Origin of the sequence: Kocuria sp. KD4 (genome assembly GCF_011769905.1) — a bacterium.
GTDB classification, from domain to species: domain Bacteria; phylum Actinomycetota; class Actinomycetes; order Actinomycetales; family Micrococcaceae; genus Kocuria; species Kocuria marina.
In genome coordinates, this window is record NZ_CP050449.1 from 2,260,798 (window position 1) to 2,285,815 (window position 25,018).

The 25,018-nt window shown below is 69.1% G+C and carries 18 protein-coding genes and 2 tRNA genes; 10 read left to right on the top strand and 10 right to left on the bottom strand.

The features are described from left to right. Positions 1-1,275, top strand: coding sequence for a NupC/NupG family nucleoside CNT transporter (locus HBK84_RS10110; RefSeq protein ID WP_240918957.1), 1,275 nt, complete (start codon positions 1-3; stop codon positions 1,273-1,275). A 33-nt stretch (positions 1,276-1,308) separates the two neighbouring features. Further along, on the top strand, positions 1,309-2,244 hold the full coding sequence (locus HBK84_RS10115) for a sugar-binding transcriptional regulator (protein WP_144932119.1): 936 nt from the start codon (positions 1,309-1,311) through the stop codon (positions 2,242-2,244). 159 nt (positions 2,245-2,403) lie between these two features. Here HBK84_RS10115 and HBK84_RS10120 read toward each other — a convergent pair whose 3' ends face one another. Continuing rightward, positions 2,404-4,407: an FAD/NAD(P)-binding protein gene (locus tag HBK84_RS10120; protein WP_167318809.1), complete on the bottom strand. Its 2,004-nt coding sequence runs from the start codon at positions 4,405-4,407 to the stop codon at positions 2,404-2,406. A gap of 246 nt (positions 4,408-4,653) precedes the next feature. Between HBK84_RS10120 and HBK84_RS10125 the strand changes: the two genes are divergently transcribed. Beyond that, on the top strand, positions 4,654-6,144 hold the full coding sequence (locus HBK84_RS10125; protein ID WP_167318810.1) for an MDR family MFS transporter: 1,491 nt from the start codon (positions 4,654-4,656) through the stop codon (positions 6,142-6,144). Between the two features lie 141 nt (positions 6,145-6,285). On the opposite strand, the gene HBK84_RS10130 is transcribed toward HBK84_RS10125, so the two are convergent. After that, positions 6,286-8,244 carry a S8 family serine peptidase gene (locus tag HBK84_RS10130; RefSeq protein WP_167318811.1) on the bottom strand — a complete coding sequence of 653 codons (1,959 nt, stop codon included), beginning with the start codon at positions 8,242-8,244 and terminating at the stop codon, positions 6,286-6,288. A 179-nt stretch (positions 8,245-8,423) separates the two neighbouring features. Further along, positions 8,424-8,512: transfer RNA gene (locus tag HBK84_RS10135), tRNA-Ser, on the bottom strand. Between the two features lie 200 nt (positions 8,513-8,712). Between HBK84_RS10135 and HBK84_RS10140 the strand changes: the two genes are divergently transcribed. Both HBK84_RS10140 and HBK84_RS10145 read left to right on the top strand, forming a co-directional pair. Continuing rightward, positions 8,713-9,834: a glycosyltransferase gene (locus tag HBK84_RS10140; protein WP_167318812.1), complete on the top strand. Its 1,122-nt coding sequence runs from the start codon at positions 8,713-8,715 to the stop codon at positions 9,832-9,834. Between the two features lie 10 nt (positions 9,835-9,844). Further along, complete coding sequence (locus HBK84_RS10145; RefSeq protein ID WP_240918958.1) at positions 9,845-11,347, top strand: lipopolysaccharide biosynthesis protein; 1,503 nt, start codon at positions 9,845-9,847, stop codon at positions 11,345-11,347. A gap of 22 nt (positions 11,348-11,369) precedes the next feature. Here HBK84_RS10145 and HBK84_RS10150 read toward each other — a convergent pair whose 3' ends face one another. From HBK84_RS10150 to HBK84_RS10160, 3 genes are all read right to left on the bottom strand, one after another. Further along, positions 11,370-12,503, bottom strand: a complete 1,134-nt coding sequence (locus HBK84_RS10150) for a glycosyltransferase (protein ID WP_167318813.1) — start codon at positions 12,501-12,503, stop codon at positions 11,370-11,372. Positions 12,504-12,584: 81 nt separating this feature from the next. Continuing rightward, positions 12,585-14,741 (bottom strand): ATP-dependent DNA helicase RecQ, encoded by a 2,157-nt coding sequence (locus HBK84_RS10155; RefSeq protein WP_167318814.1) that lies wholly within the window; start codon positions 14,739-14,741, stop codon positions 12,585-12,587. Between the two features lie 598 nt (positions 14,742-15,339). Then, positions 15,340-16,380 (bottom strand): hypothetical protein, encoded by a 1,041-nt coding sequence (locus HBK84_RS10160; RefSeq protein ID WP_206069148.1) that lies wholly within the window; start codon positions 16,378-16,380, stop codon positions 15,340-15,342. A 100-nt stretch (positions 16,381-16,480) separates the two neighbouring features. Here HBK84_RS10160 and HBK84_RS10165 point away from each other — a divergent pair, with 100 nt between their 5' ends. Beyond that, on the top strand, positions 16,481-16,879 hold the full coding sequence (locus tag HBK84_RS10165) for an SRPBCC family protein (RefSeq protein ID WP_085108167.1): 399 nt from the start codon (positions 16,481-16,483) through the stop codon (positions 16,877-16,879). Between the two features lie 143 nt (positions 16,880-17,022). Here the strand turns inward: HBK84_RS10165 and HBK84_RS10170 are convergent. Further along, a tRNA-Lys gene (locus HBK84_RS10170) sits at positions 17,023-17,098 on the bottom strand. Between the two features lie 278 nt (positions 17,099-17,376). Here HBK84_RS10170 and glsA point away from each other — a divergent pair. From glsA to HBK84_RS10190, 4 genes are all read left to right on the top strand, one after another. Further along, positions 17,377-19,218, top strand: a complete 1,842-nt coding sequence (gene glsA / locus HBK84_RS10175; RefSeq protein WP_167318815.1) for a glutaminase A — start codon at positions 17,377-17,379, stop codon at positions 19,216-19,218. 43 nt (positions 19,219-19,261) lie between these two features. Continuing rightward, positions 19,262-19,882, top strand: a complete 621-nt coding sequence (locus tag HBK84_RS10180; protein WP_035959140.1) for a hypothetical protein — start codon at positions 19,262-19,264, stop codon at positions 19,880-19,882. 258 nt (positions 19,883-20,140) lie between these two features. Beyond that, positions 20,141-20,758 carry a hypothetical protein gene (locus tag HBK84_RS10185; protein WP_035959144.1) on the top strand — a complete coding sequence of 206 codons (618 nt, stop codon included), beginning with the start codon at positions 20,141-20,143 and terminating at the stop codon, positions 20,756-20,758. 6 nt (positions 20,759-20,764) lie between these two features. After that, on the top strand, positions 20,765-21,796 hold the full coding sequence (locus HBK84_RS10190; RefSeq protein WP_167318816.1) for an inorganic phosphate transporter: 1,032 nt from the start codon (positions 20,765-20,767) through the stop codon (positions 21,794-21,796). 206 nt (positions 21,797-22,002) lie between these two features. Here the strand turns inward: HBK84_RS10190 and pstB are convergent, their stop codons facing one another. From pstB to pstC, 3 genes are read right to left on the bottom strand one after another with little or no spacing between them, the layout of a single operon-like run. Next, positions 22,003-22,782 carry a phosphate ABC transporter ATP-binding protein PstB gene (gene pstB / locus HBK84_RS10195; RefSeq protein ID WP_064846305.1) on the bottom strand — a complete coding sequence of 260 codons (780 nt, stop codon included), beginning with the start codon at positions 22,780-22,782 and terminating at the stop codon, positions 22,003-22,005. A 36-nt stretch (positions 22,783-22,818) separates the two neighbouring features. Further along, positions 22,819-23,934, bottom strand: a complete 1,116-nt coding sequence (gene pstA, locus HBK84_RS10200; RefSeq protein ID WP_167318817.1) for a phosphate ABC transporter permease PstA — start codon at positions 23,932-23,934, stop codon at positions 22,819-22,821. Then, complete coding sequence (gene pstC / locus HBK84_RS10205; protein WP_064846307.1) at positions 23,934-24,881, bottom strand: phosphate ABC transporter permease subunit PstC; 948 nt, start codon at positions 24,879-24,881, stop codon at positions 23,934-23,936. Before pstC ends, pstA begins: the two co-directional genes overlap by 1 nt. Positions 24,882-25,018: the final 137 nt, after the last annotated feature.

The window sequence follows — 25,018 nt, forward strand, 5'->3', positions numbered from 1 at the left end:
ATGTTCGCGCCGCGGCGGATCCCGTCCCGGCGCCGGAAGTCGAAAGCTGGGGTCACCGTGGACCGTTTCCAGGGCCTGGTGGGGATCGTCCTCATCCTGGGCATCATCATTCTCCTATCCCGCCACCGCACCGCGATCAAGTGGCGCACCCTGGCGGTGGGACTGCTGTTGCAGGTGGGCGTGGCGCTGCTGATCCTCAAGTGGGGTCCGGGCTACGAGGCCCTGAAATGGTTCTCCGGCCTGGTCCAGGGACTGATCGGGTTCACGAACGAGGGCACGCAGTTCGTCTTCGGCGGGCTGCTCAGTGACAACAACGGGTTCGTGTTCGCGCTCAGTGTGCTGCCCGTGATCATCTTCCTGGGTGCCGTGATCGGTGCGTTGTACTACCTGCGGGTCATCCAGGTCTTCGTGCACGTGTTGGGCACGACGCTGAACAAGATCATGGGCACGTCCAAGATCGAGTCCGTGTTCGCGTCCACCGTGATCTTCCTGGGCCAGAGCGAGGCACCGCTCATGATCAAGCCGTACCTGAGCAAGCTCACCCGCTCCGAACTGTTCGCGTGTATGACCGGTGGGTTCGCCGCCGTGGCCGGATCGACCCTCGTGGGGTACTCCCTGCTGGGCGCACCGCTGCCCTATTTGCTCGCCGCGTCTGTAATGAACGCCCCCGGTTCCCTGCTCGTGGCCAAGGCCCTCATGCCCGAGACCGAGACCTCCGTGGCCTCCGTGAACACGCTGAAGGTCCGGGACACCGAGTCCAAGAACTTGATCGACGCGATCGGCAACGGCGCCATCAGCGGCGGCCGGATCGCCGTGATCGTGGGCTGCCTGCTGATCGCGTTCATCGCGCTGATCGCCTTGGTCTCCGCCGTGCTCGGCTGGGTCGGCTCACTCTTCGGTTTCGAGGGCTGGTCCCTCGAGGGGCTGTTCGGGATCATCTTCGCGCCGCTCGCGTGGGCCCTGGGCGTGCCGTGGCAGGACGCCGCACAGGTGGGCAACTTCATCGGCCAGAAGACCATCCTCAACGAGTTCGTGGGCTACACCGCGTTCGGCCCGGAGATCCCCAACCTGGATCCCCAGTCCGTGCTGATCACCACGTTCGCGCTCGCGGGCTTCGCCAACCTGTCCTCGATCGCGATCCAGATCGGTTCCATCGGCGGGCTGGCCCCGGACCGGCGCGCGGACGTGGCCCAGCTGGGCTTGTTCGCCCTGCTCGGTGGGTTCCTCACGAACATGCTCAACGCCGCGCTCGTCGGCGTGATCATGGGGCTGTGACGTGGCTGCACGGCCGGTGACCGGAGCGCCGTCGTGGACCTGACCGCGCGGGACGTCCAGTCCCTGGAGGCGGCCCGGCTCTACCACGAACGCGGCCTGTCCCAGGCGGAGGTGGCCCGGACACTGGCCATGTCCCGCCCCACGGTGTCCAAACTGCTGCAGCACGCGCGCGAGCGCGGTTTCGTGAGCATCGAGATCCGGGACCCCCGCACGGTGTCCACGGACGTGGGGCGCGAGCTGTGCTCCGCGTTCGGGCTCGCCCAGGCCACCGTGGTGGCCGATGCGGAGACCGAGCACGAGTTGCTGCACAACCTGGGTGTCGCCGGGGCGCGGATGCTCGAGGAGAATGTGGCCGACGGCGATCTCGTGGGCATCACGTGGGGTCGCACCATGCGCGCCGTGGCCCAGGCGCTGACCCCCCAACCGCGTAGCGGCGTGCACATGGTCCAGCTCAAAGGCGGCAGCAGCCTGGCCTCACCGGCGGCGGGGCACTTCGAGACCGTGCGGATGTTCTGCACCGCGTTCAACGCCTACCCCCACACGCTGCCCCTCCCGGCGCTCTTCGACAGCCCCGAGGTCAAACGCCTCGTGGCGCAGGACCGGCACATCGAGTACGTCCTGGACCTGGGCCGCAGCGCCCGGGTGGCGGTGTTCACCGTGGGCTCCGCCGGACGGGACGCACCCCTGCTCGCACGCGACTACCTGACCACCGAGGAGCGGGAAGGGGCCGCGCAACGCGCGGTGGGTGACCTGTGTTCGCATTTCATTGACGACGCCGGCAACCCCGCCGTGCCCGAGCTCGACGCCCGCACCGTGGCCATCCCCCTGGACTCCCTGCGGCACAAGGAGATCCGGATCTGCGTGGCCGGCGGCGCGGCGAAGACCCCGGTCCTACGCGCGGCACTGCGGGCCGGGTACGTGTCCCACCTCGTCACCGACGAACGCACCGCCCGCACCGTCCTGGGCTGAGCCGGCGGCGCGGTTGTGGTGGGACCCGCATGGTTCGGCGCGATCCCGGCCGGGTCGACGTAATCCCGGCGGTGTCGGCCCGAGCCCACCCGTCCCGGTCCCATGGCGCGCGGTTGCTCCGCGCACGGTCACTCCCCGTATGACGCCGCCCGGGCCGGATCACTGCCGCGCGCGCGGCTCCCCCAGGATCTCCCGGGCGATGGCGTCCGCGTCCGCGATGGTCCGGGCACCCAGGTGGGCCGGTGCACCGGCCTCGGCCGTGATCGACACACCCCACTGCACCGAGGACAGTTGCAGACCGATCACGTGGATGCCGGGTTCCACCGCGTCCTTGTCCCCCACGGCGCGGTAGACGAACGAGCCGGCCGCGGCGTCGTCGCCGTGGGCACCCCGCGGACGCTCGCGCGAGACGTCCAGACCCGTGCTCGTCTCGGGGCTCGCGCCGTCGCGCGTCTCCATGAGTTTCGCGCGCACCAGGCCGCGCTCGTGCATGTGCGTGAGCAGCGGGGAGATGTTGCGGTGGACGTCGTTGCTCGGGGACATGGCCTCGATCATCCACCGTGAGCGCACGGGTGCCGCCTCGACCCACGGGGACGCGGCCACGAAGTAACCCTCGGAGCGGTCCACCACGAAACGCGGTTCGGGACCCAGGAACCGCACGATCCCTGCGCGGGTCAGCGCGGCGAGCTGCTGGATCCGCAGCACGGGCGGTCCGGAGGCCAGCCCCTCCACGAAGGGTTCGAACTCGCGCTGCAGCTCGTGGACCCAGGACGAGTCCGAGATGCCGATCTCCGCAAGGACGCACTTGAGCACGCTGCGCGCGGCATTGAGGGACGCGATCGCCATTTTGACGGGATCGTCCTCACCCTGCAGGGACCCGTGGACGTCCCGGTCCAGGTAGTGCACCACGGCGGCCGCGTACTCGTCGTGGCTCGCGAAGCTCACGTCCTCGAAGGGCCGAGCGAGCCGGGCCTGCTGCAGTTGCCGCCCGGGGACCACCGAGTCCGAGATCAGCGCATCGCTCTTGCGCGCCCAGTTCACGTCCGTGCGATCCGTGAGGATTTCATCCAGCCGGTCCAGGAACGCCCGGGGGTCCCCCAGGAACGCGTCCGGTGCCGTGCGCGCGAGCACCACGTAGTAGTTCCACACGGCGTCCTTGCGGATCAGGGGTCCGAGTTGCCGGTCGAAGGACAGCTCGCCGGGGCTCGAGGCCGCAAGGTGGCGCACCGCGTCCACGGTGAAGAAGCGGGTCTGCAACGACGCCGCGTAGTACCCCCGGAGCCGCGGCTTCGCCCGGTACGGCGTTCCGCGACGCGAGCCCGCCACGATCTTCGGTTCCCGTCCGGAGGGGTGGTACACCAACCGTTCAGGGTTGTCCAGATCGGTCGTGAAGCGGCCTCCCCGCCCCTCGGTGAGCTGGGCGAGCGCGTCGCAGAAGTTCAGGCCCATGCCCCGCACGAGCACCGTCTCGCCGTGCGGTAGATCGGGCCACGCGGCGTCCGCGGGCACGGTGGGCGGCCAGTACGTCAGTCCGTGTTCGGCGGCGCCGTCCACGAGTTCCTTCTGGGACGGACGCAGGTGCGCGTCCAGGTGGCCCAGCGCGAGCACGACAGCGTCCGCGGGCAGCACCACACCGCCCGCGAGTTCCACGGAGTAGCGATGACGCCCGTCCGTCCTGACCCACGCGTCCACGGCCTCGGCGCGGTGCACCGTGAGCTCCACGGTGCGCGGCAGGTTCTCCCGCAGGGTCGCGAAGACCCACGCGAGGTAGCGCCCGTACGTGGCGCGCGGCGGGTACCCCTGCGGGGTCAGCCGCGCGAGTTGGTCGCGTTGCTCGTCCGTGAGCGGGCTCACCGGGGTGATCTCCCCGGCGACGACGCCGCGGCGCCACCGTTCGAAGCTCACCCCCCGCAGGGGCTCCAGCGCGGGGACTGCCAATGCGCCGTCGGCGGCGATCACGGTGGGGAAAAGAGAAGGGGTGTTCATGAGGAACAGCTCCGACTGGTCGGTGCGCCACACGTGCCCCGGTCCGGGAGGAAAAGGATCCACCAGGTCCACGTGGACGCGGATCCCGTGGGCCGCGGAGTGCGCCGCGAGCCGTTCCACCACGGACAGGCCTCTGGGGCCCGCTCCCACCACCACCACGCGTTGCTGAATCACCACGTCCTTCAGGATAACGAAGGGTGACCCCCGCTCGGGCCGGGCATGAATCCGACGTGGACGTCCGGCCGGTGTCGCGCTCGAGTGCTCGACGGACCGACCAGCACACCACCCGCGGGCGTGCCGCGGGCCTGGCGGAGCGCTCCCGATGCGCATGTGCACGCGCTCGTCTGTGACCGTTACCCTTACAGGGGCCCGGCCCCGGAAGGCCCGCCCGACCCCGTCCGCTCCAACGCTGGGAACCTCTCCATGTCCTCTGCCGCTCCGGCCGAACCACGCACGTTCGCCCCCCACGGCACCACCGGGACCATTGCGGTGCTGCTCGTGGCCGCGTTCGTGGTGATCCTCAACGAGACCGTCCTGAACGTGGCGCTGCCCCACATCATGGGAGACCTGCACGTGGACGCCGCCACAGTGCAGTGGGTGACCACGTCCTTCATGCTCACGATGGCCGTGGTGATCCCCACCACCGGGTTCCTGCTACAACGCTTCAGTACCCGCGCGGTCTTCGCCCTGGCCATGGGCAGTTTCGCGGCCGGGACCCTACTGGCCGCGCTGTCCCCGAGTTTCGGGGTGCTGATCGCCGCGCGCGTGATTCAGGCCTTCGGCTCGGCGATCATGCTCCCGCTGCTGATGACCACCATCCTCATGCTCGTCCCCCAGCAGCGCCGCGGGGTGGTGATGGGCAACGTGTCCATCGTGATCTCGGTGGCCCCCGCCCTGGGTCCCACGCTATCCGGGTTGATCCTGGCGCACTTCCCGTGGCGCACGGTGTTCTGGTTCGTACTGCCCATCGTCCTGCTGGCCCTGGTGATCGGCCTGCTGCGGTTGCGGGACGTGAGCGAGCGCGGGAGCCTCACACTGGACCTGCTGTCCGTGGTGCTGTCCGTGCTGGGCTTCGGTTCCCTGGTCCAGGGCCTGTCCGTGGTGGGGGCCGCCGGTTCCCACGCCGGCGCCGAGTCCGGCTGGCTTTCCACGACCGCCGGCGGTGCCACCGTGCTCGCGCTGGGCGTGGTCCTCGTGGCCCTGTTCGTGTGGCGGCAGATCCGGTTGCAGCGCAAGGACCAACCGTTCCTGGACCTGCGCACGTTCCGGCACCGGGACTTCACGGTCTCCGTGGCGGTGCTCGCACTCGGCATGATGGCGTTGTTCGGCGGTGTGATCGTGTTGCCCCTCTACCTGCAGACGGGCCGCGGGCTGGACACCCTGCAGACCGGCCTGATCCTGCTGCCCGGTGGGCTCATCATGGGTCTGCTGGGACCGCTCGTGGGTCGGTTGTTCGACGCGTTCGGCCCCCGCCCCCTGGCTGTTCCCGGCGCCGCACTGCTGACCCTCGTGATGTTCGGCTTCTCCCGGTTGCAGTCCGACACCCCCGTGTGGTGGATCGTGACCCTGCAGATCTCCATGTCCGTGGGGCTCGCGCTGATCTTCACGCCCGCGTTCACCTCCGGGCTGAACCCGCTGCCGCCGCAGTTGTACTCGCACGGTTCCGCGACGCTGTCCACGTTGCAACAGGTGGCCGGCGGCGCGGGCACGGCGTTGCTCGTGGGCGTCCTGCAGGCCGGCACCGTGATTCATGGACAGGCCGACGGCACCACCGTGACCGATTCCATCCCCGGCGTCCACGCGGCATTCGTCACCGCCACGGTGATCGCGGCGATCGTCCTCGTGCTCACGTGCTTCATGCGCCGCTCCACCCCCACGGAACTGACCCGCGTGGGGGACGACGCCGCTCGGTAATGTCCGCGCGCGGATGCCGCAGCGCTGTCGTACCCCGCCCACGAACCGCTCGAGAACATCCGAGGCCCGAAAAGGCACGCTGCCAATCGGTGGCGTGCCCTTTCGGGCCAGGAATGCAGCGGGTGGATCACCGCGGGGCGGTCACTTGATGCGGGTGACCTTGACACCCCCGCGCGGGGTCCAGGTGTACTGCGTGCGCTCGCCCGTCTTGATGTTCTGGAACCGCTGGTAGGCGCCGGTGGACGTGCGGACCTCCGGGGAGATCGGGTACCCCGCCTTGGTCTCGTACCCCTTGCGGACCCAGACCCGGCCGATGCCCGAGCTCTCGACGATCGGTTGCGCACCCGTGCGAGCGCTCCACAGGATCTTGGTGGTCTTGCCCGAACGCGGGTCCACGAAGCTCTGGTAGTAGCCTCCCGTGGCGGTGCGCTGCTCGTTGTTGAACGGGATGCCCACCGCGCGGGCACCGCCCAGGCCCTCGTGGCGCGAGCCGATGCCCGTCCACGTGCGGACCTCGCGCACCCCAGTGCGGGAGGACCAGTAGAGCTTGGTGGTGCGCCCGTTCTTCACGAAGTGCTGCACGACGCCGCCCACGCCCGTGTCCCGCTCCCCGGTGGTCGGATTGCCGTAGACGCCCGCCCCACCGTGGGACTTGTAGTACGTGGCGATCGCCCCGCGCGTGGTGGGCGCCACCGCGCGGGCGGCGCGCACCGCGTCCACCTTGCGGTAACCGTTCACGTTCACGCCGGTGTCCCGCAGGGTCTTGCGGATGGCCTCCACGCCGATGTTCGGGTTGCGTTCCTTCATGAGCGCGATCACCCCGGACACGTGCGGCGCCGCCATGGACGTCCCGCTCAGGTCCCCGTACGAGGGAGCGCCCAGGCTGAACGCCCCCGTGTTGACCGTGGACCAGATCGGCGCGTTGGTGTCCCCGCCCGGGGCTGCGACGTCCACCATGGGCCCCCAGTTGGAGTAGCCGGTGATCCGGTTCTGGGACGACGTCGCGGCGACCACGATCGCGCCGCCACAGTTGGCGGGGGCGGCGAGATTGGCGCTCTTGCCCGCGTTCCCGGCCGCGACCACGAGCGGGACCCCGATCTTGTGCATGCGGTTGACCGCGTTCTGCATGACGGGTGCGCACGTGGGAGCGTCCCACGCCTCGGAGAGGTTCACGACCTTGGCGGGGGTCGTGTTGCGCGGGACCCCGGGGATGGCGATGCCCGCGGACCACATCACACCGTCCGCGATGTCCGAGACGTACCCGCGACCGTCCGCTCCCAGGACGCGGGCGTGCTGGATCCGGGCGTCCGGGGCCACCCCGGCGATCCCCGTGCGGTTGTTGGTGTGGGCCGCGGCGATCCCGGCCACGTGCGAACCGTGCCACCAGTTGGGCCGTCCGGGGCTCCAGTCGCCCTCGTCCTGCGGGTTGCCGTCCCGGCCGTTGCCGTCCCGTGAGTGGTACAGGTCCGAGAGGAAGTCGTACCCGCGCACCGTGCGCTGATTGAGGTCCGGGTGGTTGATCTGGCCCGTGTCCGCGATTCCGATCACCACACCATTGCCCGTGCCGTGGGACCACGCGGAGGGCACGCCGATGTTGCGGGGACCCCACTGGTAGTTCCAGTAGCGGTCGTTCGGGGCGGACGCCGCGTGCGCCGCGAGCCCGTTGACCACGATCAGGTCCGGTTCCGCCGATTCCACGGCGGGGTCCTTCTCGAGGGTCTCGACCACCGCTTGCTGCTCCGCCTTGTCGAGCATCGTGTCGGATTCCACGACCTGCTCGGCGTTGCCCGTGGTCTTGACGATCTCCGGGTCCTCGATCTCGGTGGCCGTCTCCACCTCGGTCAGGACCTCTTCCTTCTGCGCCTCGGGGACGTGGTCCTTGAACTTCACCACGACCCGGTCGGTTTCCGCCAGGACCTTGCCCTGGGCGCCCGTTCCTCTTCCGAGGGATTCGACGCCGCCCACGGTCGGGGGTTTCGTCTGAGCCTGTTGTTCCGGGGTGGGTCCCTCCGGGGGTGCCGCCGAGGCGGGTGCGGCCGTGGCCAGCAACAGCGCGGAGACGGACAACGTGAGAAGTGTTCGTGCGGAGCGTCGTGGCATGATGTCCCCCTCGGGAATCAGCTCGCGGAGGCGGGATCAGCACCGGATCGAGGTGGCTGACGCCCGTGGGCGGGAGCACCGGACTGCGAGTGCCACGGACTTTACCAATGTAAATATCGCGAGGGTACCCCCGACACGAACGAGGGCCCCACATGACGTGTGGGGCCCTCGACATTTCGCGGAGACGGGGGGATTTGAACCCCCGGTCCGGTTTAACCCGGACCCTTCATTAGCAGTGAAGTCCATTCGGCCGCTCTGGCACGTCTCCGTGTCGTTCGTGATGCTCCAGTTCCATGAGAACAGGCTCATCCCAAAACAACGGACGTCAGCTTATCGGCACGGTGCGCGAGCGGTCAAAGCGGCGGGCGCGTCGTTCCCGCCGGGATGCAGCGGCAGCACACCCCGGCGTGGTAGTCATGGTGCGGGGCGTTGTGCTCCGTCCGCTTCCTCCCGAAAGGTCTTCGTCCCGTGCGATCACTCGTCGTCACCGCGTGGTTCCCCGACGCGGAAACCCCCAGCCGCACCCCCTTCATCGTGGAGCACTGCTGGGCGCTGCAGGAAGCGGGCCACAACGTCGCTGCGGTGCACGTGAACATCGGTCGACGCGCGCACACCACGGAGCAAGAGGTCTACCAGCGCATCCCTGTCACCCGCGTGTGGCTCGACGTAACGGATCCGCGGTCCTACGCGCACGTGACCCGCGTGCTCTCCGCCGGGCTGTGCGGCGCGGACGTGCTGCACACCATGGCGTTCTCCGCGGTCCTGCTGAGCGCGCCGGCGTGGGCCGCGCGACGGCTGCCCTGGGTGCACACCGAGCACTGGAACGGAGTGGTCAATCCCGCGAGTGTGAATCCGCTGTGGCAGCGGCTGGCGTGGCTGCGGCATGCCTTGCGACTGCCTCACGTGGTCACGGGCGTGACCGCCGAGCTGTGCACCGAGATGGCGCGCTTCTCCCGCCCCGGGGCGACCCACGTGGTGCCGTGCGTCGTGGAGAACCCTCACCCGGCCGCCGAGTTCCCGGCGAGCCCGCCCCTGCGACTGGTGGGCGTGGGGGCACTCATCGATCGCAAACGCCCCGTCCTGGCGTTGGAGACCGTCGCGGAACTGGTGCGCCGCGGAGTGGACGTGCACTACACCCTGGTGGGCAAGGGCCCCCTCATGGAGTCCCTCCCGCAGACCGCCCGTGAGCTGGGCATCGAGGACCGGGTCGAGCTGACCGGGGCGGTCCCCCCGGCGGAGATCGCCCAGCGGCTCTCCGACGCGCACATCTTCTTCCTCCCGAGCGCCCAGGAGAACTTCTTCACCGCGGTTGCCGAGGCGATCGCGGCCGGACGGCCCGCCGCGGTCCCCCTGAGCGGTGGGTTCGACGACTACTGCACCCCCGAGAACTCGGTGCTCACCCACAGCTGGGACGTCCCCGTGCTCGCGGACGCGATCGAGACCGCGCGGGACCGCTTCCGTGAGGCCGATCCGGCCGCCATCGCCGCCACCGTGCGCTCCCGGTTCTCCCGCGCGGAGATCGGTGCGCAGTTCTCCCGGCTCTACCGTGCCGTGACGCGGGATGCGTCCGGTCGACACGCGAGTCGATAAACTCCACGATGTGACATCCTCCCCCACCTCAGGCTCCCCCTCTCGGCGGTGGCGGGGAATCCTCTTCCCCCCGCCGAATCACGAGAACCGGGACAACCCCATCGGTTCGTCGTTCGCGTTAACCGTGATCGCCGTGTTCGTGCAGGGACTCTCCCGTTTCGGGTACAGCCTGCTGGTGGGCAACATCCTGGGCAGTGAGATCCTGGGGCGGGTCAACCTGGCCATCTCCCTGGCCCTGTTCCTGGTCCTGCTGTGGCCGCAGGCCTCGGGCAACGCGGCGGCCAAGTTCATTGCCATGGCGCGCGGTCAGCAACACCGCGAGGAGCAGTTGTCCGTGGCGGTCTACGCATCACGCACCGCGGCCCTGGCCTCGGCGGTGCTGACCGTGGTGGCGGTCGTGGTGGCCACGTACTTCCTGCACCTGCCCCCAAGCTACGCGCTGTCCGCGGGCCTGCTGGTGATCGCGCTGTCTGCCTACAACTTCGTACGCGGTGTGCGCACCGGCAACAACCAGTTCGTGACCACGGCCGTGTGGGACTGCATCAGCTCGGGGATCACCTTGACCCTCCTGCTCGTGGTGCTGCTGGGTGGTTTCACACCGCTGCTGCTGGTGCCGCTGAGCCTGGGCTACCTGATCTACGCGATCCCGGGCTGGCCGCACCGTTCCGGCGGCCCGCTGCCCACATCCCTCAAACGGCAGATCAACTCGTTCACGGCGTGGGCGTCCATCAACATCCTCACCGCTTCGGGTCTGCTGCAGCTGTCCATGATGCTCGGCAAGCACTACGACACCCCCGCCGCGGTGGGTCAGTACTCCGCCGCGGTGAGCATCGCGACGCCGGCCAGCATGCTCTCTTCCTCCATGCTCGTGGCCCTCGCGCCGGCCGTGGCCCGCATGTTCACCGCCGGGGACATGGCCGGCATGAAACGGCAGCTCGATTCCATCCTGCGGGTCATGGTGCTCGTGTTCCTGCCCGTGTTCGGCGTGGGCATCCTCTGGGCGCCGTACGTGATCCACGGGCTCTACAACGCCCGCGCCGAGGAGTTCACCGGGGCCGTCCCCCTGCTCATCGTCCTGTTCTTCGCGGTCTCCGCCACGAGCTTCAACGCCTCCAACTCGCGGCTCAACGGCGGGGAGAGCTGGGGGGTCCGCGCGCTCGCGGCGTGCAACGCGCTCGGGCTGGCCCTGGGCGTCGCCACCGTCCTGTGGTGGGGTCCGCGGCTCGGTGTCATGGCCGCGGCCATGGGGTACCTGGTCGGCTGCCTCATCAGTGCGGTGGGGCCGCTGATCATTGTGTGGGTCCACGACCGCATGAAGTGGTCCGGTCTCATGCTCCGGGTGGTGTTGGGGTACGTGCTGATCCTGGCCGGGCTGTGGCTCGTGTTCACACACCAGGGCGTGCTCGTGACCGTCCTGGCGACCGTGGGATTCTTGGCGCTGTGGTGTGTGATCTCATGGCGTGATCTCGCACCGCGTGTGGACATGGTCAGGCGCAGGCTCCGTCGCGGCTGACCCGTTCGCGACGGCGGTCGGTTCAGTTCCGCGACCCTGCCGCGAGCGCCCAGCGGTAACGCAGGATCTGGACGGCGCTCGCGGCGACCACCCGCAGGGGTGCCTGCCGGCCCAGCACCCGGGTCCAGCGCTCGGTGAGCAGCGCGTCCGGCGTGGCGAAACGACGTCGCTCGGCCAGGGCCGTGAGCAACTCCTGTTCCCCCGTGCCCGGGGACAATAACCGCGCGACCCGCAGGTCCGCCCGCGAGAGCTGGTCCGCGACGCGCGGCGCGTACTGCGTCAGTTCGCCGAACACGGCGTTCGCCGACCGCGCGTAGTGGGCGTCCCACGCCCCCGAGCGCACGGCATGTTCCAGAGCGGGGAAGAAGTTCACGCGGATGTACTTGAGGATGTAGGCCCGCTTCAGCTCGTCCGGAACCCCTGCGAACCAGGGTTCGCGTGTCAGGTCCAGCGCGGCGGCCACCTCGTCGCGTACTGGGAGGGACTGCCGGGAGACACGCGCGTCGGCATCGGCGTGGACGAGGTAACCGGGCGTGCCCGGCGCGGAGTCGATCCGGCGGGAACCCGCGTAGAGGGCCATGACGAAGGACTGGTCCTCCCCTGTACGCACGGACTCGTCGAACCGGGCGCCCATCTGCCGAGCGGCGTCGACCCGGACGAGGCCGAACGCCGAGCTGCGGTACCCCAGGCGGTCCTTCACGGGATCCAGATCCGAACGGCGCAACGGCCTGACGATGGGGGTGATGTCCACCCTCGGGTTCTCGTGGTGCTGGAAGGGCATGACCAGGTCGCTACCGCGCCGCTCGGCGATCCTGAGCCACCGGGTCACCGCGCCGGGATCCAGGGTGTCGTCGCTGTCCAGGAAACTGATGTAGCGGGCGCTGGTCCGTCGCAGCGCCTCGTTGCGCGGCACGGCCGCGGTACTCCCCCGGTCCTCGGACTCGATGACGTCCACCACGGCGCGTTGCTCGACGCTCAACATGGAATGCACTTGCTCGGCGGTGAGGTGATGCGCGACCGCCGTCACCCGGCACTGACCGGGGGCCGCACCGGGGGCCGCACGCAATGCCGAGGACACGGCCCGCTGCAAAGGCCGCGAGGTGGAATGGACCGGGATCACGATGTCCACGAGCGGCGGTTGCGGGTGTTCGACCATGTCGCAAGGATAATTCACACACGTTTCCCGTCGCCTGGGTGTCCCCTTAAGAGTGCCCGATCCATCCCACGGCGGCCCGATTCACGCCTGGGCGGCGAGTATGAACGGCAGCACCGCGTCCGCCCCGGCGTGGCGCAACTGCCGGGCCGCGACCGTGAGGCTCCACCGGCTGTCCACGAGGTCGTCCACGAGCAGCACGCTCGCCCGCGGCGCCCGCCCCAACTGTTCCGCGAGGGGCTCCGGGACCAGGAACCGGTCCCACACCTCGGCGAGCCGATAGGCGCTGTTGCCGCCGTGGGAGCCGCGGGGGACGTCCGGGTTCAGTTCGAGCGAGCCCCAAAACGGCAGGTGCCCCGCGGAGGCGAGCCCGCGGGCCAGCGAGTCCACGAGCTGTGGGCGGGACAGTGACGGCATGGCCACGACCGCGGTGGGCCGTTCCTGCCAGTCCCACTGCGCCAGGACGGTGATGCTCGCGCGTCCCAGGTCCGCCGTGACCACCGAATCCACGGGATCGCCGTGCTCGTCCGAGCGGAAGATTTCCCGCAACCGCTGCCCCCATCCGAGATCGGTGAGCCGGGCCAGGGCGCGGCCGCGTTCGGCGCGTTCCGTTTCCGGGATTTTCCCCTTGGCCTGCAACCCCAATCGATCCATGCCGGTGGGCCACTGCGCGCGGGGTTCCACGGGGACACCGGCCCGGTGCAGGGCGGCGTCCGCTGCGGCGGAGGCGTCGGAATGCACGGTGGTGGGGTACCACGGCCCGGCGCACACGTCGCACCGACCGCACGGTTCCGCGGTGGCGTCGTCGAGCTGACGGGTGAGGAAGCGCATGCGGCACTCGCTCGTGAACTGGTAATCCATCATGGCCTGCTGTTCCGCGATCCTGGCCTTGCGCACCCGCTCGTAACGCGGGGCGTCGTAGGTCCAGGGCCGGCCCGTGCTCTGCCAGCCGCCGGAGACCCGTTCCACCGCGCCGTCCACCGCGAGCACCTTGAGCAACAGCTCGAGCGGGGTGCGTTTGATGTTGACCCGCGGCTCGAGAGCCGCGACCGACAACGGGCCGCCGTTCTCCGCGAGCGCGGTGACCACCGCGGTGACCTTCTCCTCGGTGGGCATGGACGCGGTGGCGAAGTACTCCCAGATCTCCCGGTCCTCGCCGCCCGGTAGCAGCAGGACGTCCGCGGTGTCGGTCGCGCGCCCCGCGCGGCCCACCTGCTGGTAGTACGCCACCGGGGACGACGGCGCTCCCAGGTGCACCACGAAACCCAGGTCCGGTTTGTCGAAGCCCATGCCCAGCGCGGACGTGGCCACAAGGGCCTTGACCCGGTTCTCCTTCAGGGCGACCTCGAGTTCCTCGCGTTCCGCCGCGTCCGTGCGACCGGTGTAGGCCGCCACGGGATGGCCCGCCTCCGTCAGCGCTCGGGCAGTGTCCTCCGCCGCCCCGATGGTCAACGCGTAGATGATCCCGCTGCCCGGAAGCTGGTCCAGGTGTTCGAGCAACCAGGCGAGCCGTGTGGCGGTGGAGGGCAGTCGCAGCACGCCGAGCCGCAGGGACGCGCGGGACAGCGGACCGCGCAGGGTGAACACCTCGCCGCGGTACCCGGAGCCCACCCCAAGCTGCTCCCGGACGTCCTCGATCACGCGTTCATTGGCGGTGGCCGTGGTGGCCAGTACGGCCACCGAGTCCGAGAGGTCCGCGAGCAGGTCCTTGATTCGCCGGTAGTCCGGACGGAAGTCGTGACCCCAGTCCGAGATGCAGTGGGCCTCGTCCACGACGAGCAGTCCGAGCCGGGAGACGAGCTGTGGGAGTTGCTCGTCCCGGAAACGGGGATTGTTGAGGCGTTCCGGGGACACCAACAGGACGTCGATCTCGCCGCGATCCAGGGCCGCGGAGATCTCCGCCCACTCGGTGGGATTGGCGGACGAGATGGCCGCGGCGCGGACACCCGCGCGCTGGGCCGCCGCGACCTGGTCCCGCATGAGTGCGAGCAGCGGGGAGATGATCAGCGTGGGGCCGTAGCCCTGGGCCCGCATCAACAGCGCGGACAGGAAGTACACCGCCGATTTCCCCCACCCGGTGCGCTGCACCACGAGTGCCCGCCGGTGCTCCTGGACGAGTGCGGAGATGGCCTCGAACTGGCCGGGGTGGAAATCGGCGTGCGGGTTCCCCGTGAGCTCACGGAGGTGATCCAGGGCTCGGTCCCGGAGGGATGCGGTGTTCTCGTGCGAAGGCGCGATCATGACTCGAGTGTCCCAGCAGGTTCGGACACGCAGAAGCGACCGGAGCGCCCACCACGGCGCGAGGTGCGGCCCTCTGCATCAGGCCCCATGACGCGCCGGGTCGGGCGTACGACCCCTTAACGCGTTGCGTCCGCTGCGCCAGGACTCATTCCCCCGAAGGAGTCCATGCGGCGCAGCGGACGCATATGCCGGAGAACCGGCGCGGATCAGGTCCGCTCGAAGCACATGCCCCCCGGCATGAACCTCGTACCGTCGCCTCACGGGTGACCCGGACACACCACGCCCCCCAGCGTGGAACGCGTACGAATCCGTCATGGACGTACGGCCCGTATTCCCCCCGGTCATGACCGCACATCACTGAATGTCCCGTGTTGCGACATGAATATGCTGGCACGCCCGCTCCAGGATTTCCAGCGGTCACCGCGTCGCGCAAGACCCATCGCAGTTTTGTGGACAAATCAACTCAAGCGTATGTTCTCCCATGTCGGAGGCCGATTCCCTGCTTCCATTGCGCGCAATCGACCGGACGGCGGCGCTGATTCGTAGCGCAAAATGGGGACAGCTCGGACGCCCCGAATGCCCGTCATGGGGACCCGTGTCAGTGGTCGTCGTCCTTCTCGACCCGCTCGGCGTTCCGCTGACCGTGCGTCAACCGCTCGATGTCCGCGTGGCTGTCGAAGTTCGACCCGAGAGCACCGGCGATCGTGCCGAGCGAGGCAGAGAGCCAAGCGATGTCCACGTAGTTGCTCAGCGAGGGAGAGACTCCGATCACGGATTGCATGTATCCGACTTCGATCACCACCAGAGCGGCCACGAGGATCCCCGCCATGAGCACGGTGTAGAACGTGAGAACCGTCACGAGCAGCGTGGCGATCGTGGAGGCGTTGTACATCGCGGCCTCCACGCGACTGCCGAGCCGCCGGGGCGGGTCCCACAGGCGGTTGCTGAACATCAGCCACCCCACCATGGCCCCAACCGCCAAGAGCGAGATCAGGGCGAGCCGCCACGAGGGCAACGCCAGGGACATCTGCCAGATGGAGGAGTAGAACACGCCGAACGCGCCGGTGGCCGACGCCGCCGCCCACATGCGCTTGAGCTTGGTGACGTCCTGGAACGGCTGGTTGGTGCGCACCATGCCCAGGACCAGGCGGATGCGACCTGGCCACCACCACGGCGACGCAATGAACACGGAACGCCCGGTGTCCACGTCCTGCTCGTGGACCACTCCGAAGCGCACACGCCGGTCCTGGACGTCCGGGAGGTCCTGATGGGCCAGGGTGTCCAGGGAGTCGAAGATGGCGCGTTCCAGTTTGGTCGTGAGCCCCCGCCAGCCCAGCGCGGGCAGCGAGATGATCACGAGCCCGTCCTCGAAGTGCAGCTCCGCCATCTTGGGCAGCTTGCCCGCCCGCCGGGGGATCTCCGTGATCACGACCTGGAAATCGGCCTCGCCCTCGCGGGACCACGCGCGCACGGCGTCCACGTCCAGGCTGTTGTCGGGGCGCAGGGGGATGGTCCTGTCCCGGCGCACGAGCTGGTAGTCCCCGAAGCCGTCCCCGCCGTGGCGTTGCTGCAATCGACTGAAGATCGCGGAGCACAGCCCGGGATCGGTGAAGACGTCTACGCGATAGGCCGGGTCCATGCGCCCCATGATCCCAGCCCGCCGGCTCGCCCCACAATCGACAGTGGGCTTACCGTTGCGTGACGCCCCCGTCCGCACGGATCCCGGGCACACTGGTGCCATGGACATGACCGTGACCCGCACCGGCCCCGCTCGCCCGGCGGACGTGTGGCAGCACTACGAGCGCCTCGACCTGTGGACCGTGTGGGCTCCCCACCTCACGAACGTCCGCGCCGATTCCGCCACCCTGGCCCCCGGCACCTCGGGCGTGGTCACGGCCCTCGGCGTGGTACCCGCGGCGTTCCGTGTGATGAGCGTCCGCGCCAACCTGCATTCGTGGTCCTGGCGCGTGCGCGTGGGTCCCGTGACGCTGGAGCTCACGCACGATGTCGCTCCCACCCCGAGCGGCGGTTCCCGCGCGGACGTCAGGATCCAGGGCCCCGCCCCCGTCCTGCTGGCCTACCGCCCGCTCATGGGCTGGGCGCTCGCGCGCCTCGTACGGGTCGGCCCGGCGCACTGAGCGCGACTCGGCCAGAGGCGCTGCACGCGGGCAGGTCCGGGGCACCGAAGGCCGCTTGCCCCGGGCCCGGAATGCGAGCGGACACGGAAATGCCCCGCGCGATCGTGATCGCCACGGGGCACATGGTCTCCGGTTCCGGGAGGTGGTGCGCCCTGTGGGGCTCGAACCCACGACCCATGGATTAAAAGTCCACTGCTCTACCAACTGAGCTAAAGGCGCGTGCCCAGCCGCGAGTTCCCGCCACCGAGCACGGCTACTCTACCGCAGCGCGGGCGCATTTCCAGTTCGGGAAGCGGCCTCCCGCGCGGCACCGACGGCAACCACGGGCGGGCCCAGCGGGCCGCACCGCGCGGCGCGACGAGCCACCGCGCCGTGGGCGAGCGCGCGGCGTCGTCGTCAACCGGGCCCGGTCGCAATATGGGACCCTGGGAGGAGACGACACCCGGGGCGTGCGCAGCCCGCCGCGGGGTTCCCGCCGAGCCTTCGAGGAATGACCCATGAGCACCGTCGCGATGTCCAAGCTGGGCCCCTCCCCCGTCACCGAGTACCTGCGCCGCGTGGTGGAGGACCTGCGCCCGCTGACGGACGGCACGGTGAACAATTCCGTCCCGGAGCTCGCGGCCGCGGACGAGAACATCGTGGGGATCGCCGTGGCCACCGTGGACGGCGCGCTCTACCAGGCCGGGGACACCAAGCTCGAATTCTGCATCCAGTCCATCTCCAAGGCCTTCACGTATGCCCAGGCGCTCACGGACCGCGGCCCGGAGGGTGTGTTCGAGAAGATCGACGTGGAACCGAGCGGTGACGCCTTCAACGAGATCTCACTGCAGCCGGAGACGGGACGCCCCGCGAACCCCATGATCAACGCGGGCGCGATCGCGGCGACGTCCCTCGTGCGCAACACGTCCCACGGCACGCGCATGGAACGGATCCTGCGGTTGCATTCCCGATGCGCGGGCCGGCAGCTGCGGATCAACAAGAACATCCAGTCGCAGGAGCACAAGGCCGGGGACCGCAACCGCGCGCTGGGCTGGCTGCTCGCGTCCCGGGGGATCATCGAGGGGGATCCCACCGGCGCGCTCGAGGACTACTTCGGCCAGTGCTCGATCATGCTCAACTGCGTGGACCTGGCCCGCATGGGTGCCACGCTCGCGGCCGGCGGGCGCAACCCCGTGACCGGCGAGCGCGTCCTGGACCCCGAGGTCGTCTCGGACGTGCTGTCCGTGATGAGCACGTGCGGGATGTACGACGACGCCGGGCGCTGGGCCATCCGCGTGGGCCTGCCCGCCAAGTCCGGGGTCAGCGGCGGCGTGGTGACCGTGCTCCCGGGGCAGCTCGCGGTCGCGGTGTTCTCCCCGCCCCTGGACCGCCACGGCAACTCCGTGCGCGGCGTGGCCGCATGCGAACGGCTCACCAAGGACCTGGACCTGCACTTCGCCCGCACGGAACGCAACGGGCACTCCACGGTGCGCTCCGAGTACACCCTGGCGGAAGCGCCGTCGTTGGTGCGGCGCAACGAGGCCGCCACCGAGGTGCTCGACGCGCACGGCGAGGACGCTCGGATCATCGAGCTGCAGGGCGATCTGCGCTTCGCCGGGGCCGAGACCGCGGTGCGCACGGTGCGCGACGCCGCCCGCAGGTCCAGTTACGTGCTCGTGGACATCCGGCAGGTGGACGATATGGCCCGCTTCGTCCTGCCCATGCTCAGCCGCACCGCCGAACAGATCGAGAAGACGGGCCACCACATGGTGCTCGTCGCGGAGAAGAGCGGTGAGAACACGCGGAACCTGGAACACCCGCTCACGGTCTTCGCCACGCGCGCCGAGGCCCTCACGTGGGCCGAGGACCAGATCCTGGAGCGCTTCGGCGGCCCCGAGTGCACCCCGGACAAGGTGCACTCCACCCGTTCCGAACTGCTGAGCACGCTCGGCGAGGAGGACGTGGAGCGCATCCGCTCACGCACCGAGTCCGTGGACTGGAAGGCCGGGACCACGGTGTTGCGCACGGGCCAGAAGTTCAACGGCGTGTACATGGTCACGTCCGGCAACGTGGAGGTCTCCCGGCGCTCACCGCAGGGTGACCGCGTGGAACTGGAGGTGATCGGCCCGGGGATGAGCTTCGGTGAGATCGCCCTGGGTACCAATATGCGCCACCTGGTGAGCTTCACCGCGCTCACGGACGTCTCCGCGCGCAGGCTCTCCCCGGAGGCGATCCAGGAGATCGAGGAGGAGGACCCCCGGCTGGCCCTGCGGTGGTGGCGCGCGGTGTCCCAGCAGGCCCTGCTGCGCATCGAGGAACGCTGGCGTCAGCAGGCCGGGGAGACGCACACGGTCGACTGATCCGCCGAGCCCCGTGAAAGGTGCGCGGCGTACACTCGGGCGCATGTCCGAACGCCGCACGCATCATTCGCCCGTGAAGTTCTCCCCCGAGAAGTTCGACGCCCACGAGGGCGGCACGGACCCCGCCCGAGTGTCGGAGGCGGCCCACCTGGCCGCGCAGGCGCTCGTGTCGCGGGGCCGGGAATCCGCGGATCCGGTGGTCCACGATCGCCTCGTTCGGCTCACGGACGAGCAGGGTCTCGAGGGGATCGCGGAGATGTGGGCGCAGGCCCCCGCGGTGTCCCTGCCGGGTGCGCTGTGGCGGCTCTACGCGCTGCGCGCCGCCGCCCGCAAGGACCCCTACCGCATGGGCCGCTGGTTCGCCGCGGGCAAGCAGACCGCGCAGGTGTCCAACGTGGTCGCGGGCGTCGCGGACCCGCCCGGCGCGGAGGAGATCTGCGAGGTCGCGGACGCCATCCTCTCCGGCGCGTTCGACGGCGAGTTCGACGTCGCTCTCGAACGCTCCGCCGCGTTCTGCCGCGTGATCGCCACGGGCCAGGAACGCACACTGGACATCTCAAGCCTCGGCGTGCGCGATCCGTGGCGCCGCATCCCCCGCCTGATCCGCACCGCGGAGGAACTCGAGTCCGCGGCCGCCGCGTGGCGCAGGGGTGCGCTCGAGTAAGGGTCTGCCCTCCGCGGGGCGTCCTCGTCCGGACGGACCGCTTTGCGGCACCCCCGGGGTCGGGGATTATGATGGAAGCAGGTGTCGGGCCGTGGCAGCCCCGGGCTCCATCATTTAGCCGCTACGAGCGGCCTTCCGCCGAGAGGCGCTCCCGGCCCGGCACCGCCCCCCTCAACAAGATCCACATGTCTCCCCGGTTAACTTTCGTTCGGTACAGTGACGGCCGAAAAGTGAACGGTTCAACGGGAGGACGAACGGATGGCCTTTCGGATCTTCCCGGAGGACGAGCGGGTGACCGAGCTCCTGGTCCAGATGTCCCAGTGCGTGGGCACCGCGGTGGATCAGCTCGCCGAACACATCGGGCAGATCGACAAGACCTGGCAGCGCCCCATCACGGACCTCCTGGACACCGAGGACCGCTGCACCAACCTTTACTTCTCCCTGATGACCACCACGCGCTCCTCGTACGTGGTGCCCATCCCGCGTCAGGACGTCTACATCTTGGGGCAGTGGCTGTTGCGAGCCGTCCAGTGCCTCGTGGCGAGTGCCGAGACCCACCAGCTGTACAAGCTGGAGCGGCCCACCTCGCACGCGACCGAGCAGCTCGCGGTGATCCAGCACATGTCGCTCATGACCACCAAGGCCATGGGCCGGCTGACCAGCTTGAACGAGCTGGACGACTACTGGTTCGAGATGATCCGTCTCACGCGCCAGGCCGAACGGACCCACCGGGTGTACCGCGCGAGCTTGCTGGATCAGTTCAAGACGGCCCAGGCCATCCGCCGCATGGACGCCGCCCGCCAGCTCTTTGATGCCGCACGCGCCCTGGGCCAGGTCTCCGCAGAGGTGGGCCGGATCCTCGTGGCAGAGTCCTGACGCGCCGTGACAGAGTTACTGGCCGTCGTAGGCATCCTCCTGACCCTGGTCTTAACGGTCGTCAACGGTTTCCACGACGCCTCCAACGCCGTGGCCCTGCCCGTACGGTTCAACGCCCTGACACCCCGTGTGGCCCTGTGGACCGGAGCGGTGTTCAACCTCATGGGCGCCCTCCTGGTGGGGCTGGTCCTGGACCGGCTGATCTCGTTCGAGATCCCCATCCCCCTCAACGACGCGGGCGTGGTGGCCCTGTTGTGCGCCCTGTTCACGGCCATCGGGTGGGACCTCCTCACGTGGTGGTGGCGCATGCCCACGTCCTCCACCGCCGCGATCGGCGGCGCCGTGGTGGGTGCTCTGCTCGGAGCACGCGCCGCGGGGCTCTACGACGAGCACCTGGCCATGGGCTCCTACTTCTCCTGGAACGTGCTGCTGCCCCTGCTGATCTCCCCCGTGATCGCGTTCGGGCTCGCGTTCCTGCTGGTCGTGCCCATCGTGTACCTGGTACGCCACGAGACCCCGGGACGCGTGAACTTCCGCGCCGGGGTCGTGCAGGCCACGGGTGCCGCGGCCATCCACTTCGGACACGGGATCCAGCACGCCCGGCGCACGCTGTGGATCCTGTTGGTCCTCCTGCTGATCGTGACCCCCAACCTCTCCCGGGACAGCATCCCCGTGTGGCTCACGGTGCTCGTGGGGGTGTGTCTCGCGTTCGGTACCCTGCTGGGCGGCTGGCGGATCTCCTACACCCTCTCCGCACGCATCGTGACGCTGGATCCCCTGCGCGGAGCGGCGGCGCAAACGGTGTCCGGCGCCCTGCTGTTCGTGGGGGGGTTCCTCTCCCCCATTCCGCTCTCTACGTCCCAGACCACCACCGCGGCGATCCTGGGCGCGGGTTCCGCCCAGAAGTTCCGCACCGTGTATCACGCCACCGTGCTGCGGGTCATCGCCTCGTGGGTCGCCACGGTCCCCGTGTGCGGCCTGGTCTCCGCCATCCTGTTCCTGGCGGCCTCCCCGCTGATTCAGGTCCCCGCGGTCTGATCCGTACCCGCGGTTCGCTCGGGGCACGCGTCACGATCGGGGCACACGGAGGCTGACGACGTCGCACGGTGCGGATCGCTACGCGCTCCCGGTGCGTGCGTCGTCGTACCCCCGGGTCCGGCCGGAGCGCCGTCGTACCCCCGGGCGTGCACGCGAACGGTGCCCTCCGAGACGGAGGGCACCGTTCGCGTGCGCGATGACGCGGATCAGCCGAAGCGGCCGGACACGTAGTCCTCGGTGTCCTTCTTCTGCGGGTTGTTGAAGATGTCCGTGGTGGGCGCGTACTCGATCAGACGGCCGGGCTTGCCCGTGCCCTCGATGTTGAAGAACGCGGTCTTGTCCGACACACGGGACGCCTGCTGCATGTTGTGGGTCACGATCACCACGGTGTAATCGGTCTTGATCTCGTTGATCAGGTCCTCGATCGCGAGCGTGGAGATGGGGTCCAGCGCGGAGCACGGCTCGTCCATGAGGATCACGTCCGGCTTGACCGCGATTGCGCGGGCGATGCACAGCCGCTGCTGCTGACCACCGGAGAGACCGGAACCGGGCTTGTCCAAACGGTCCTTGACCTCGTTCCAGAGGTTCGCGCCGCGCAGCGAGCTCTCCACGAGCTCGTCCGCGTCCTTGCTCGAGATGCGCTTGTTGTTGAGCTTCACGCCCGCGAGCACGTTGTCGCGGATGGACATCGTGGGGAACGGGTTGGGGCGCTGGAACACCATGCCCACCATGGAGCGCACGGTCACGGGGTCCACGCCCTTGCCGTAGAGATCGTCCCCGTCCAGCAGCACCTTGCCCTGGGCGTAAGCACCCGGGATCACCTCGTGCATGCGGTTGAGGGTGCGCAGGAACGTGGACTTGCCGCAACCGGAGGGACCGATGAACGCGGTGACCGAGCGCGGTTCGATGTTCATGCTGACGTCCTGGACCGCCAGGAAATCGCCGTAGTAGACGTTGAGGTTTTCGACGTCGATTCGTTTCGACATGGGTGTGTTTCCTTAGATCGAATGGTCGGCCAGCACTCAGCGGCCGGCGGTCTTGGGAGCGAAGGCCCTGGCGATCAAGCGTGCCACGAGGTTGAGCAGCATCACGATCACGATCAGGATCAGCGCCGCGGCCCAGGCCCGCTGCAGGGACGGATCGGGGTTCGTGGGCGAGGTGGGCGTCATGATCTGGTAGTAGATGAACGTGGGCAGCGTGGTCATCCAGCCGGAGAACGAGTTCCAGTTGATGGCCGTGGCGAAGCCCGCGGTCACGAGCAGCGGCGCCGTCTCACCGATCACACGGGCGATCGCGAGGGTCACACCCGAGGCGATACCCGAGATGGCCGTGGGGATGACCACCTTGAGGATGGTCCGCCACTTGCGCACACCCAGCGCGTAGGACGCCTCGCGCAGTTCGTTGGGCACGATCCGCAGCATCTCCTCGGTGTTCTTGACCACCGTGGGGATCATCAGCACGGTCAGCGCGACCGCCGCCACGAACCCGGTACGGGTCGAGGGGCCGAAGATCATGCCGAACAGAGCGGCCGCGAACAGACCAGCCACGATGGACGGGATACCGGTCATGACGTCCACGAAGAACGTGATGGCCTTGCCGAGCCAGCCGCCCCGGGAGTACTCCACGAGGTAGATCGCGGTGAGCAACCCCACGGGCACCGACATGAGCGTGGCCCAGAACGTGATGGACACCGTACCGATGATCGCGTGGTAGGCGCCGCCCATCACCTGACTGGGCGCATCGGCCTGGTTGTCGTGGAAGCCCGTGACCCCGTTCATGGAGGTAAACAACATGTTGGAGGTCAGACCGGGGATGCCGTTGGCGAGCACCGTCCAGATCACGGAGATCAGCGGGATCACCGCGAGGATGAAGGCGGCATAGACCAGGAAGGTCATGAACGAATCGGCCCCGGCGCGGGAACCCTCGATCATGCCCACGGCCAGCGGGCCGACCACCAGGAAGATCACGGTGGCGAACAGGGCCCACAGCGCGATGCTGAACCCCACCAGAGCGGCAAGCGCGGCCCCCGCCACGATCGCGGCCACGCCGATGACGGGGACGAGCCACTTGGGGCGCTGACCGCGGGTGAGCCTTGACTGGCGGACGGGTGAGGTTCCGGGTTGGGTGGACGTGGTCATCAGTTGGCCCCCGAGAATTCCTTGTAGCGAGCGATGATGGCGCGGGCGATCATGTTGACCACGAGGGTGATCAGGAACAGCACGAGACCGGCCGCGATCAGTTCGGACAACCGCAGGCCGTAGGCCTCGGGGAAGTTCAGCGCGATCTCCGCGGCGATCGTCTGGTTACCGGACTTGATCAGGGACGCGATCATGGGCCCGGAGGACAGCACCAGGGCCACCGCCATGGTCTCGCCGAGCGCGCGGCCCAGGGCCAGCATGATCGAGGAGATGATCCCGGGGCGCGCGAACGGCAGCACGGCCATCCGGATCATCTCCCACCGCGTGGCCCCCAGTGCCAGTGCGGCCTCCTCGTGGAGCTTGGGCGTCTGCGTGAAGATCTCGCGGGACATGGACGTGATGATCGGCAGGATCATGATGGCCAGCACGATGCCTGCGGTGAGCATGGTCTTACCCGTCTGGGACGCGGGCCCGTCGAAGATGGGGATGAAGCCCAGGTGCTCGGTGAGCCAGTTGTACAGCGGTACGAGCGCCGGCGCGAGCACCGTGGCACCCCACGCGCCGTAGATCACGGAGGGAATGGCCGCGAGCAGGTCGATCACGTAGCCCACCGGCTTGGAGATCTTGGCCGGTGCGTAGTGGGAGATGTAGAGCGCCACCAGGATGCCCACGGGTGTGGCGATCAGCAGGGCGATCACCGCGGCGATGAGCGTGCCCACGATGAGCGGCCAAATGTAGTGGAAGAAGCCCTGCCCACCGGTGATCTCCTCGGCGGGGGCGGCGAACGTGGGCAGCGCCTGCAGCAACAGGAATAGCGCGACGGCCGCGAGCACCGCGAAGATCAGGATGCCGGCGGCCAGGCTGAGTCCGGAGAAGACGGAGTCACCGGCACGTCCGGCCGAGGACTGGCGGGTCCCCGGTTTCTGGGCGCTGATGGTGGTGGACATGAACCAGTCCCTTCGATCAAGGTGTGGAACGAGCTGAGCGGTGAATTCGGCCAGCGTAGGACGTGGCGGTCCGAGATGACCGCGTGCGTGGCTGCGGCGCCGACGCGCGATGACACGCCGGCGCCGCACTCACACGT

Bases quoted from the DNA above. Each gene is read 5' to 3' on its own strand.
- pstA (WP_167318817.1), bottom strand. From the start codon at position 23,934: ATGACCACGTCCACCCAACCCGGAACCTCACCCGTCCGCCAGTCAAGG.
- HBK84_RS10185 (WP_035959144.1), top strand. From the start codon at position 20,141: ATGGCCTTTCGGATCTTCCCGGAGGACGAGCGGGTGACCGAGCTCCTG.
- HBK84_RS10150 (WP_167318813.1), bottom strand. From the start codon at position 12,503: ATGGTCGAACACCCGCAACCGCCGCTCGTGGACATCGTGATCCCGGTC.
- HBK84_RS10155 (WP_167318814.1), bottom strand. From the start codon at position 14,741: ATGATCGCGCCTTCGCACGAGAACACCGCATCCCTCCGGGACCGAGCC.
- pstC (WP_064846307.1), bottom strand. From the start codon at position 24,881: ATGTCCACCACCATCAGCGCCCAGAAACCGGGGACCCGCCAGTCCTCG.
- HBK84_RS10160 (WP_206069148.1), bottom strand. From the start codon at position 16,380: ATGGACCCGGCCTATCGCGTAGACGTCTTCACCGATCCCGGGCTGTGC.
- HBK84_RS10125 (WP_167318810.1), top strand. From the start codon at position 4,654: ATGTCCTCTGCCGCTCCGGCCGAACCACGCACGTTCGCCCCCCACGGC.
- HBK84_RS10180 (WP_035959140.1), top strand. From the start codon at position 19,262: ATGTCCGAACGCCGCACGCATCATTCGCCCGTGAAGTTCTCCCCCGAG.
- HBK84_RS10165 (WP_085108167.1), top strand. From the start codon at position 16,481: ATGGACATGACCGTGACCCGCACCGGCCCCGCTCGCCCGGCGGACGTG.
- HBK84_RS10130 (WP_167318811.1), bottom strand. From the start codon at position 8,244: ATGCCACGACGCTCCGCACGAACACTTCTCACGTTGTCCGTCTCCGCG.
- pstB (WP_064846305.1), bottom strand. From the start codon at position 22,782: ATGTCGAAACGAATCGACGTCGAAAACCTCAACGTCTACTACGGCGAT.
- HBK84_RS10110 (WP_240918957.1), top strand. From the start codon at position 1: ATGTTCGCGCCGCGGCGGATCCCGTCCCGGCGCCGGAAGTCGAAAGCT.
- glsA (WP_167318815.1), top strand. From the start codon at position 17,377: ATGAGCACCGTCGCGATGTCCAAGCTGGGCCCCTCCCCCGTCACCGAG.